This is a genomic window from Herbaspirillum sp. YR522 (assembly GCF_000282575.1).
Taxonomy (GTDB): Bacteria; Pseudomonadota; Gammaproteobacteria; order Burkholderiales; family Burkholderiaceae_D; genus Herbaspirillum.
Map to the genome: position 1 here is coordinate 42,442 of NZ_AKJA01000120.1, position 12,089 is coordinate 54,530.

Annotated in this window: 6 protein-coding genes and 1 tRNA gene; 5 read left to right on the forward strand and 2 right to left on the reverse strand. The window is 66.5% G+C overall.

Annotated features, from left to right (window positions below; translation table 11 throughout):
* Positions 1 to 13: 13 nt before the first annotated feature.
* The 3 genes from PMI40_RS17150 (at position 14) to pbpC (ending at position 9,014) form a co-directional block, all read left to right on the forward strand.
* Positions 14 to 895, forward strand: a complete 882-nt coding sequence (locus PMI40_RS17150) for a LysR family transcriptional regulator (protein ID WP_008117866.1) — start codon at positions 14 to 16, stop codon at positions 893 to 895.
* 107 nt (positions 896 to 1,002) lie between these two features.
* Positions 1,003 to 6,819 carry an Ig-like domain-containing alpha-2-macroglobulin family protein gene (locus tag PMI40_RS17155; RefSeq protein ID WP_008117868.1) on the forward strand — a complete coding sequence of 1,939 codons (5,817 nt, stop codon included), beginning with the start codon at positions 1,003 to 1,005 and terminating at the stop codon, positions 6,817 to 6,819.
* Positions 6,816 to 9,014, forward strand: a complete 2,199-nt coding sequence (pbpC, locus tag PMI40_RS17160) for a penicillin-binding protein 1C (protein WP_008117870.1) — start codon at positions 6,816 to 6,818, stop codon at positions 9,012 to 9,014. Before PMI40_RS17155 ends, pbpC begins: the two co-directional genes overlap by 4 nt.
* Before the next feature lie 30 nt (positions 9,015 to 9,044).
* On the opposite strand, the gene PMI40_RS17165 is transcribed toward pbpC, so the two are convergent.
* Positions 9,045 to 9,956: a LysR family transcriptional regulator gene (locus PMI40_RS17165; protein ID WP_008117872.1), complete on the reverse strand. Its 912-nt coding sequence runs from the start codon at positions 9,954 to 9,956 to the stop codon at positions 9,045 to 9,047.
* Positions 9,957 to 10,159: 203 nt separating this feature from the next.
* Here PMI40_RS17165 and PMI40_RS17170 point away from each other — a divergent pair, with 203 nt between their 5' ends.
* Both PMI40_RS17170 and PMI40_RS17175 read left to right on the forward strand, forming a co-directional pair.
* Entirely contained in the window at positions 10,160 to 10,495 is a 336-nt protein-coding gene (locus PMI40_RS17170; protein ID WP_238540972.1) for an ester cyclase, read from the forward strand.
* A 19-nt stretch (positions 10,496 to 10,514) separates the two neighbouring features.
* The gene (locus tag PMI40_RS17175; protein WP_008117875.1) at positions 10,515 to 11,435 is read left to right on the forward strand and encodes an NADP-dependent oxidoreductase; all 921 of its coding nucleotides are present in this window, start codon (positions 10,515 to 10,517) and stop codon (positions 11,433 to 11,435) included.
* 569 nt (positions 11,436 to 12,004) lie between these two features.
* Here the strand turns inward: PMI40_RS17175 and PMI40_RS17180 are convergent.
* Positions 12,005 to 12,089: transfer RNA gene (locus tag PMI40_RS17180), tRNA-Leu, on the reverse strand.

Genomic DNA, 12,089 nt, shown 5'->3' on the forward strand with positions numbered 1-12,089 from the left:
TCTGGAGTCAATGATGGCGATTGAATCGGAAGACCTGCGCAATTTCGTGGCGGTGGTCGAGGCCGGCAGCCTGTCGGCGGCCGCCGAGATACTGGGGCAGACCACCTCGGGGGTGAGCCGCGCGCTGACGCGGCTGGAACAAAAGCTCGCCACCAGCCTGTTGACCCGCACCACGCGGCGCATGGACCTGACCGAAGAGGGCCTGGCGTTCCTGCTGCAGGCACGCAGCATCCTGGGCGCGCTCGACCAGGCCGAGGAGTCGATGCGGCTGCGCACGCAAAAGCCGGTCGGCAAGCTGCGCGTCGATGCCGCCGCGCCGTTCCTGCTGCATTGCATCGTGCCGCATGTAGGGGCGTTTCGCGCCGCCTATCCGGGCATCGAACTCGAACTGACCACCAATGACCGTTTCATCGACCTGGTCGAGCAGCGCACCGACATTGCCATTCGCATTGGCGAGCTGCAGGATTCGACCCTGCACGCCAAGTCGCTCAGTACCGCCCGCATGAACGTGGTGGCCAGTCCGTCCTATCTCGCCGCGCACGGCGTGCCGCAGGACGTCGAAGCGCTCGACGCGCACACCTTGCTGGGTTTTTCGCAGCCGGATTCGCTTAACATGTGGCCGCTGCTGCATGCTGGCGGTGATCGTTATCCGGCCCGTGCGGCGGTGCGTGCGTCCAGCGGCGAGACGATCCGCCAGCTGGCGTTGCACGGGCAGGGCATTGCCTGCCTGTCGGACTTCATGTCGCAGGCCGATATCGCCGAGGGCCGCCTGGTGCGCCTGTTGGCGCAGGCCGACAGCGGCTATCGGCAAAAGATATCGGCGGTTTATTATCGCAACACGCAATTGGCCAGGCGCATCAGCTGCTTCCTCGATTTTCTGCACGAGCGTTTGTGAAACAGGGCAATCGCCAATGCAACAAAATGGCAGGCCCCCGGTCTGAGGCTGGGCAGCATCGCATCGCGCGAAACATCACCTAGAATAAATACGAGTCGGAGAGCAAGATGAATACAACGGGGGGCGGCGGCGCCATCGAGAAACAATGGTTGCGCGCAGCGCTGGCAGCAGTCGCGGCGGTGGTCCTGGCATGGACCGTGGCACCCGTGGCCGACGCGGCCACGGCCAGTGTCACCAGCGTCTCGCCGCAGGGCGAGGTGGCACGGATTCGCCAGGTGCGCGTACGTTTTTCGGAATCGATGGTCAAGTTCGGCGATCCCAAGGCCGCCGCGCCTTTCGACGTCGACTGCCCGGTGGCTGGCACGCCACGCTGGGCCGACGACAAGAACTGGGTCTATGACTTCGAACGCGACCTGCCGCCCGGCACCAGTTGCGCGCTCACCCTGCGCGGCGCCGCCCGTTCGGCCGCCGGCAATGCGGTCGCTGGCAAGCGCCGCTACCAGTTCAGCACCGGCGGGCCGGCGGTCAGCCGCACCCGCCCTGAATATGGCCAGCTGATCACCGAAGACCAGGCCTTCGTGCTGTACCAGAACGGCGCCGCCGTGGAGTCCTCGGTGCTGCAACACCTGTATTGCGAGGCCGAGGGCATCCACGAGCGGATCGCCGTCAAGCTGCTGCCGGCGCAGCAGCGCCAGGCCTTGCTCAAGAGTTTCGACGAGAAGGTCGATCCGGCCACCATCACTATCGTGCAATGCCAGCAGCGCCTGCCCAACGACGCCGCCGTGCGCCTGGTATGGGACCGTGGCATTGCCGCGGCCAATGCGCCCGCGATCACCACCACGCAGCCGCAGGTGTTCAAGTACACGGTGCGCAGCGAATTCAGCGCCAGCTTTTCTTGCCAGCGCGAGAACGCCAATGCCGCCTGCTCGCCGATCCTGCCGGTGACGCTGTCGTTTTCCTCGCCGGTGCCGCGCAAGCTGGCCGAGCAGGTCGTGCTCGACGGCGGCAGCGGCAAGATCAAGCCCAGCTTCAGCCAGGATGAGCGCGGCGATACCGTCAACGCGGTCACCTTCAAGCCGCCGTTCGTCGAGAAATCGGCCTTCACGCTGCACCTGCCTGCGGGTTTCAAGGATGAGGATGGTCGCGTGCTGGCCAACGCCAGCGCCTTTCCGCTGAAGTCGGCCATGGCCGATTTCCCGCCGTTGGCAAAATTCCCGGCGGCGCCGTTCGGCATCATCGAGCTCAATGCCGATCCGGCCTTGCCGGTGACGCTGCGCCGGGTCGAGGCATCGTTGCAGGTGCGCGGCACCGATGGGCGCGCCATGCCGGGCAAGGTGGCCGATCTCAAGGTTCAGGATGACCGCGGCATCATCACCTGGCTGAGCCGGCTCAACCGTTATCACGAGAAGTGGGGCAACCCCAAGCAGGTCGACTCGCGCGGCATCAGCCTGCTCGAGCGCGAGCCGGGGGTGAAGACGCTCAACCTGCCGCAACCCAAGGAAGCGGTCGAAGGCAGCTGGCCGTTCGAGGTGGTCGGCATTCCCCTGGCCGACCCCGGCTTCTACGTCGTCGAGCTGGCCTCGCACAAGCTGGGGGCGTCGCTGCTGGGCAAGCCGCAACCGATGTACGTCCGTACCAGCGCGCTGGTGACCAACCTGTCGGTGCACGTCAAGCTGGGGCGCGAGAACGGCGCGGTCTGGGTCACCCGCCTGGATGACGCCAAGCCGGTGGCCAATGCCGACGTGCGCGTGTCCAGCTGCACCGGCCAGTCGCTATGGCAGGGCAAGACCAACGCCGCCGGCGTGGCCATGCTGCCGGCACTGGACGACCCGTGCCTCAACCTGCCCTATGAAGAGGGGCGCATCGGCGGCCTGTTCGTCAGCGCCCGCAAGAGCGATGAGAAGGGCCGCGCCGACATGGCCTTTGCGCTTACCTCCTGGAACGACGGTATCGAATCGTGGCGCTTCAACCTGCCCACCGACACATCCCGGCAAGCCACCACCCGTGCCACCACCATTTTCGACCGTACCCTGTTGCGCGCCGGCGAGACGGTGTCGATGAAGCACCTCATGCGCGTGGAGTCGATGCAGGGTTTTGGCTTGATGCGAGCGCAAGACCTGCCCACGCGGGTACGCATCACGCACCAGGGAAGCGGCCAGCAATTCCAGTTCCCGTTGTCCTGGCGCGCCGGCAAGAGTGCCGAGACCGTGTTTGCCTTGCCCAAGCAGGCCAAGCTGGGCGCCTATGACGTGGTGCTGGACCAAGGCCGCGCCGACCCCAACCGCCAGGACGCCGCCAACGGTGACGCCGATGGCGACGGCGGCGACGGCGACGGTGGCCAGCATGCCTTCTACACCGGCAGCTTCAGGGTGGAAGAATTCCGACTGCCGCTCATGCAGGGGCGCATGAGTGCGCCCAAGGGGCCCCAGGTGGCCATCAAGGAATTGCCGCTGCAGCTGCAGCTGAACTACCTCAACGGCGGTGGCGCGGCTGGCCAGCAGGTACGGGTATCGAGCCTGTTGCGCGCACGCAGCGTGAGCTTTGCGGGCTACGACGGTTTCTCGTTCGTGCCTCCGCAAGACGATGACAACGGTGCCGCCGGCGACCAGAAGATCGTGGCCGACAAGCTGGCCGTGACGCTCGACAAGAACGGCAGCGCCAGCGCCGTCATCGCCAAGCTGCCGGCCATCTCGCGCGCCCAGGAGTTGCTCACCGAGATGACCTATAACGACCCCAACGGCGAGGTGCAGACCATCTCCGGCGTGACGCCCCTGTGGCCCTCGGCGGTGGCAGTCGGCCTGCGCGCCGGCAACTGGATCTCGGTCAAGAAGAAGCTGACCCTGACGGCGGTCACGCTGGACACCGACGGCAAGCCGCAGGCCGGGATGGCGGTCGAGATACGCGCCATCGCCCGCAAGACCAATTCGCATCGCAAGCGCATGGTGGGTGGCTTCTACGCCTACGAGAACGACCAGACCACGCAAGACCTGGGCAAGCTGTGCGCGGGCAAGAGCGACGCCCATGGCATGTTCAACTGCGACACCGAACTGTCCGAGCCTGGCAACGTCGAGCTGATCGCCAGCGCCAAGGACGCGCGCGGCAACACCAGCGCGGCCTATTCGTCGGTGTGGGTGACCGGTCGCGGCGAGCTGTGGTTCGATGGCGAGAACCAGGACCGCATCGATATCCTGCCCGAGAAAAAGACCTACCAGGCCGGCGAGACGGCGCGCTTCCAGGTGCGCATGCCGTTTCGCCATGCCACCGCGCTGGTGGCGGTGGAGCGCGAAGGCGTGATCGATACCCAGGTGGTGCAGTTGTCGGGGCAGGACCCCAATATCAGCGTACCGGTCAAGGCCGCCTACGGGCCCAACGTCTATGTGTCGGTGCTGGCCGTGCGTGGGCGCATGCGCGACGTGCCGTGGTACTCGTTCTTCCTGTGGGGCTGGAAGGAACCGGTCAATTGGTGGCATGAGTTCCGCGAGTACCAGGCGCCGGGCACCATGGTCGACCTGTCCAAGCCGGCCTGGAAATACGGCATCGCCGAGATCGGCGTGGGCGAGGCCGCCCACAAGCTGCAGGTGGCGGTGAGCACCGATAAATCCAGCTATCCGGTGCGCGGCGTGGCCAAGGTCCAGGTGCAGGTGAAGCTGCCCGACGGCAAGCCGGCGGCCGGCGCGGAATTTGCGCTGGCGGCAGTCGACGAGGCACTGCTCGAACTGCAACCCAACGGTAGCTGGGACTTGCTCAAGGCGATGTTGCAGCGGCGCAGCTACGGGGTCGAGACCTCGACGGCACAGATGCAAGTGGTGGGCAAGCGCCATTACGGCAAGAAAGCCACGCCGGCGGGCGGCGGCGGCGGTCGTGCGCCGACCCGCGAGTTGTTCGATACGCTGCTGCTGTGGAAGCCCAGCGTCAAGCTCGATGGCGACGGCCGGGCGCAACTGGAGGTGCCCCTGAACGATGCGCTGACCTCGTTCCGGATCGTCGCCATCGCCGACAGCGGCGCCGACCTGTTCGGTACCGGCAGCACCTCGATTCGCGCCACGCAGGATGTGCAGTTGATCTCGGGCCTGCCACCGCTGGTGCGCGAAGGCGATAGCTTCAACGCCATGGTCACGCTGCGCAACACCACCAACCGCGACATGAAGATCAAGGTCGTGGCGCGCGCAGAGGGCAGTGCGCTGAGCCTGCCCGAGCGCGAACTGGCGTTGGGGGCGGGCCAATCGGGCGAACTGGCGTGGCCGGTCACGGTGGCGCAGGACCTGAACCAGCTGAATTGGGAAATCAACGCCCAGGAGCAGGGCGGCGCCGGTGCGCGCGACGCCATCAAGCTGAGCCAGCGGGTGTTGCCGGCGGTGCCGGTGACGGTGCAGCAGGCCACGTTGTTCCAGCTCGACAAGAGCGCCAGCATCGATATCGTCCAGCCGGCCGGCAGCCTGCCGGGACGCGGTGGACTGGCTGTCGGGCTCAAGGCCAGCCTGGCCGGTGGCAGCGATGCGCTGACCCGTTACTTCACCCAATATCCGTTCTCGTGCCTGGAGCAGAAGACCTCCAAGGCCATCGGCCTGCGTGACGAGGCAGGGTGGCAGCGCATCGCCGCCGACCTGCCGACCTACCTCGACGGTGACGGCCTGGCGTATTACTTCCCGCCGCCGGACTCGTCGGCGCGACGGGGTAGCGATACGCTCACTGCCTATCTGCTGGCGGCGGCCAACGAAGCCGGCTACGCCATTCCCACGCCAAGCCGCGACAAGATGCTCGATGGCCTGGCCGGCTTCGTCGAAGGCCGTATCACGCGCCAGTTCTGGTCGCCCAGGAAAGATCTCGACGTGCGCAAGCTGGCCGCGCTCGAAGCGCTGTCGCGCTATGGCCGGGTGCAGCCGGCCATGCTGGGCTCGTTGCAGATCAACCCGAACCAGTGGCCGACCTCCGGCCTGCTGGACTGGATTGCCGTGCTGCAGCGGGTGCCTGCCATCGCCGAGCGCCAGAAGAAGCTCGACGAAGCCGACCAGATCTTGCGTGCAAGGCTCGATTTCCAGGGCACGCGCATGGGGTTTTCAAGCGAGCAGGACGATTACTGGTGGTGGCTCATGAGTGGTGCCGACGCCAACGCCAACCGCCTGATCCTGCTGCAATTGAACAATCCCGCCTGGCGTGACGACCTGCCGCGCCTGGTGGCCGGCGCCATCGCCCGCCAGCAGCGCGGCCACTGGAACACCACCACCGCCAACGTCTGGGGCAGCCTGGCACTGGACCGCTTCGCGCGCAAGTTCGAGACGGAAAAACCCGCCGGCACCACCCGCGTGAGCGTGGAGCCGGCCACGCAGAGCTTTGCCTGGGCGGCCGGCAGTGATGGCGGCAAGCTGCAACTGCCATGGCCGGCCACTGCCAGCGGCGGCGTGGCGCGTTTCGCCCATGACGGCGCCGGCAAGCCCTGGGTCACGCTGCAAAGCCTGGTGGCGGTGCCGCTGACGCAGGCCTTCTCCAGCGGCTATCGCATCACGCGCAAGATCGAAGCGGTGGAGCAGAAGGTCGGCGGCAGCTATAGCCGGGGCGACGTGTTGCGGGTGAGCCTGGAGATCGATGCCCAGACCGACATGACCTGGGTAGTGGTGAGCGACCCCTTGCCGGGTGGCGCCACGCTGCTGGGCTCGGGCCTGGGACGCGATTCGGTCATCGGCCAGGGCAGCCAGCCCAGGGACGATGCCGGACGCGGCCAGCTGGCCTATGAGGAGCGCAGCTTCGAGGCCTATCGCGCCTACTACGAATCGATGCCCAAGGGCCGCACCAGCATCAGCTACACGGTGCGCCTGAACAACGTGGGCGAATTCAACCTGCCACCGACCCGGGTCGAGGCCATGTATGCACCGGAGATGTTCGGCGAGTTGCCGAACCAGAAGATGGTGGTCAAGGCGGCACCGTGATACGGCCCCTGCCCGCGGCGCTGCTGGCGGCGGCCTTGCTGGGGCCGCCGGCGGCGCAGGCGGCGCCCGGGTTCGCCGAGGTCAAGCGCGACTTCGTGCCGTCCGAGGCCAGCCTGCTCGACCGCCACGGCGAGTTGCTGCAGCGCCAGCGGGTCGACATGGACCAACGCAAGCTGTCCTGGGTCAGCCTGGAAGACGTATCGCCGGCCATGCGGCGCTCGCTGGTGGCGTCCGAGGACCGGCGCTTCTACCAGCACAGCGGAATCGACTGGAACGCCGTGGCGGCCTCGGCCTGGGGCAACCTGTGGCATAGCCGCACGCGCGGCGCATCGACCATCACGATGCAACTGGCTGGCTTGCTGCACGACGACCTGCGCCGCAAGTCCAATGCCCGCTCGCTCAGCCAGAAGCTGTCGCAAGCGTGGGTGGCCCAGGGCTTGGAGCGCAGCTGGCGCAAGGACCAGATCCTGGAAGCCTATCTCAACCTGGTCGCGTTCCGGGGGGAACTGGTGGGCGTGCACGCGCTGTCGCGCGTGATGTTCGGCAAGCACCCCAGCGGGCTCAACGAGAGCGAGGCGGCGGTCGCCGTGGCGCTCATCCGCGGCCCCAACGCCACGCCGCGCCGGGTGGCCGAGCGGGCCTGCGCCATCCTCAAGGACGAAGGCGTGCCCGAGCAGTGCCAGGGCCTGGAAGGACGCACCGAGCTCTACCTGGCGCGCGCTACGGCACGACGCGACCTGCCGGGGGCCAGCGATGCGCCGCAACTGGCGCCGCACCTGGCGCGCAAGCTGCTGGAGCGGCCCGGGCAGCAGTTGCGTTCCACGCTCGATGCCCCGCTGCAGCGTTTTGCCAACCAGGCCTTGCGGCGCCAGTTATCGGGCCTGGTCGAGCGCAATATCGAAGATGGCGCCGTGATCGTGATCGACAACGCCAGCGGCGAAGTGCTGGCCTGGGTCGGTTCCAGCGGCAGCCTGTCGGGGGCCGCCGATGTCGACGGCGTGGTCGCGCAGCGCCAGGCGGGATCCACCCTCAAGCCGTTCCTGTACGAGCAGGCGATCGAGAACCGGTGGTTGACGGCGGCCTCGCTGCTGGACGATTCGCCGGTCAACCTGGCGACGACGGCCGGGCTGTATGTTCCGCAGAACTACGACAAGCAGTTCAAGGGGTTGGTCAGCCTGCGCACGGCGCTGGGTTCGTCGCTCAATATCCCGGCGGTACGCACGCTGGTGATGGTCACGCCGGAGCGGTTTTTCCAGCGCCTGCAGGCGCTCGGATTCAACCTGCGCGAGAACGGCGACTACTACGGCTACAGCCTGGCGCTGGGCAGCGCCGACGTGACCCTGGCCAATCTTGCCAATGCCTATCGCGCCTTGGCCAACCAGGGGCGTTACTCGCCGCTGCGCACGCGGCTGGAACAGGGTGGGGCAGTGCGACCGGTGCAGGTGATGAACCCCGAGGCCAGCTTCATCGTTGGCGACATCCTGTCCGACCGCAGCGCAAGGGCGCGCACCTTCGGCCTGGAAAACGCGCTGGCCACGCGCATGTGGAGCGCCGTCAAGACCGGTACCTCCAAGGACATGCGCGACAACTGGTGTGTCGGCTATTCGACCCGTTATACGGTCGGGGTGTGGGTCGGCAATGCGTCCGGCGCGCCGATGTGGGACGTCTCGGGCGTGACCGGTGCGGCGCCGGTCTGGCAAGAGGTGATGCAATACCTGCACAGCGCGCGCGGCACGCCGATGAAGGTCGCCGTGCCTGGCACGCCTGCCGGCGTCGTGGCGCGCACCATCCACTACCAGGACCAGATCGAGGCCAGCCGCACCGAATATTTCCTGCCTGGCACCGCGCAGGACGATATTCGCGTAGCGCGCGGCGCCGACATCCGCACCGCCATCGCCTATCCGACGGCGGGCATGCTGAGCGCGCTCGACCCCGACATTCCGCCGCAGCGCCAGCGCATCCGTTTCCGGGCGCAGGGCGTGCCGGCCGGCAGCCGCTGGGTGCTCGATGGCAAGACCATTCCCGAATCGATGCGGGTGCAGGGTTCGCGCGATGAGCTGCTGGCCGACTGGATGCCATGGCCGGGCAGGCATCTGCTGGTGTTGCAGGATAGCGCGGGGGCGCAGCTCGATAGCGTGCGCTTCGAGGTCCGGGGGGCGGTGGAGCGGGCGCAGGTCGAGCCCGCCAGGAAGTGAGTCGCGCCCGGATGCACGGCAGGCGATGCGCTACAGCGTCGCCGTGACCGCCGCGATCGACTCGCGCAGCCATGCCTGGGCCGGATTGCCATCGCTTCGCCGATGCCAGATCAGGTGAAACTCGATCGGTGGCAACGCCACCGGCGGTGCGAACATGACCAACTGGTTGCCGACCGGGGAATTGAGCGCCACGCGCTTGAGCACGGTCGCGCTCATCTGGGTGCGCGCTACCACGGCAGGCACGGCAAACATCTGCGGCAAGGTCAGCGCCAGCGTGCGCTGCCTGTTCAGCTGCGCCAGCGCCTGATCCACCAGGCCATGCCGCTGGCCTTCGGGCGAGGCCAGCACATGCACCAGCGACAGGTAGGTCTGCAAGGTCATGGCGCGGCGCGCTGCCGGATGATCGCGGGCGATGATGGTGGTGAATTCGTCGCTGAGAACCGGGCGGGTCAGGATGCGTCCTTCCGCCGACGTGGGCGGCACGCCGATGGCGACATCGATGGCGCCCGCGTCGAGCAGCGACACCGCGTCATCGCGGTCATTGAACGCATGCACATGGATGGTCACTCCCGGTGCCTGGATCGCCACCGCTTCCAGCAGCGCCGGCAGGACCACGAAAGCAGCGTAGTCGGACATGCCCAGGTGATAGGACAGTGATGCCTTCTCGGGCGCAAAGGGCGACTTCGTCACCAATGCCGCTTCGATCTGGCGTAGCGCCTGGGTAATCGGCTCGGCCAGCTCACGCGCGCGTGGCGTGGGCAGGAGCCCATCGGCGCTGCGCAGGAACAACTGGTCTGCCAGCAGCAGCCGCAGGCGCGACAGGGCCGCGCTCATGGCCGGCTGGCTCACGCCTACCTGGGTTGCGGCGCGCGTCACGTTGCGCTCGCTCATCAGGGCGTCGAACGCCGCCAGCAGGTTCAAGTCGATGCCATGAAAATCCATATATCGAATAATTATCTATAAAGGTTATTTGTTGGACTGATTTTACTCCACGTCGCACACTGCGTGACTTCTCCACCACGCAATGAGCACACCATGAACATCTCCGACCGAACTGCCGAGCAACGCATGGCGATCGAACGCCAGGCCGTCGAGACGCTGTATCGCGCTTTCAGCGAGAACGCCCCGAGCTGGTTGACGCCGTATTGGCGCCGGATTGGGACGACATTCCGATGGCGCCCGGCCAGGAGCCCGGACCGCAGGGCATCAAGCCCATCATCGGCAGCCTCGCCGCAGCCTTCCCCGACGTGAAGATCGTCATTCACGATCTGCTGCAGGTGCCGGGGCGTGTCGCCGTGCGCGCCGAGATCAGCGGCACCCACCAGGGGCCGATCTTCGGTATTGCGCCCACCGGCAAGCACGTCAGCTTCCGTCTGCATGAATTCCACGCCCTCGACGGCGCCCGGATCACGACCACCTGGCATATGGAGGACTGGTTCGGCCTGTTCCTCCAGCTCGGCCAGTTCCCGCCGCAATCCTGATGCACGAACGGAGATAACGATGAAAGCAGCAGTCATTACCGGCTTCGGTGGCCCCGAAGTCGTCACGATCGCCGAAGTGCCGCCGGGCTCGGCATTGCAGCCGCACCAGGTGGCGCTGCGGATAGAAGCGGCCAGCGCCAATCCGCTGGACCTGAAGATCCTGGCGGGCTACATGCAGCAAGTCTTTCCGGTGAGCTTCCCCTATGTGCCGGGCACCGACTTCAGCGGCGTGGTGGTAGCCACCGGCGCCGAGGTGAGCCATCTGCAACGCGGCACGCGGGTATTCGGTCGCTGCGCGCCCACTGCGGGTGGCGCCTTCGCGCAGCACCTCTGCATCGACGCGCAGCAGTTGTGCGTGATGCCGGCGGAGATGAGTTTCGAGCAGGCCGCTTCGCTTGCGTCCACCTATGGCACGGCGCGTCAGGCGCTGTTCGACAACGGCAAGCTGGCGCGCGGCCAACGGGTACTGATCCACGCCGGGGCCGGCGGCGTGGGCAGCATGGCGGTGCAGCTGGCGCACCTGGCGGGTGCCTACGTGATCGCCACGGCCTCGGCCGCAAACACGGCGTTGGTGATGGGCCTGGGCGCTGACGAAGTGATCGACTATCGCACGTCGGCCATGTCGCAGGTACGCGACATCGATCTGGTGCTCGATACGATCGGCGGTGCCACCTTGCAGCGTTCGTGGCCGATGGTGAGAGCGGGCGGTCGCATCGTCACGCTGGTGGAGTTCGGGATCGCGCCGGTCAACGGCGTGCATGCTCAATCCGTGTTCTTCGCCGATGCCGCACCCGCCTTGCCCGAGGCTGTCGGGCAGTTCCAGGCGGGCAGGCTGCAGATCATCATCGATTCGATTTTTGCATTGCCTGATACCCGTGCGGCGCTGGAGAAACTGGCCACCGGTCATGCGCGCGGCAAGGTGGTGATTCGCATGCGGTGACGATTCGCTGGCAGGGAAGCGCCTTCGGTGAGCAAGCCCGCAGGGCCGTATCGAAGACGCACGGATGGTGATCCTTCGATACGCTGCTGCGCAGCTACTCAGGCCGAACGGGGAATGAATATCAAAGGAAAAACCGGACGGTCCGAACGGTATCTGGTTTACCGACCGAGGCTTGAATCAAAATATCGACCCTGTGTAGCATCCCGTTCGGACTGAGTAGGCCCGCAGGGCCGTATCGAAGACGCATGGATGGTGATCCTTCGATGCGCTGCTGCGCAGCTACCCAGGCCGAACGGGGGGAGGGATATTAGAGGAAAAAGCCGATCATCCTGAGTAGCCGCGCAGCGGCGTACCGAAGGAGGGCTCCAAAACGCAAAAGGCCGACTGGCTTTCGCCAATCGACCTTTTATGTTTTGGTGCCCACGGAGGGACTCGGTCACGTTCCGCGACCCCGGCTGGCCTTGCAAGGCCAGCCTTTCTCGTCCCCCCGCAAAGCGCGCAGGCGCTTTGCTCGTGGGCCCCAAAACGCAAAAGGCCGACTGGCTTTCGCCAATCGACCTTTTATGTTTTGGTGCCCACGGAGGGACTCGAACCCCCACACCTCGCGGCACATGGACCTGAACCATGCGCGTCTACCAATTCCGCCACGTGGGC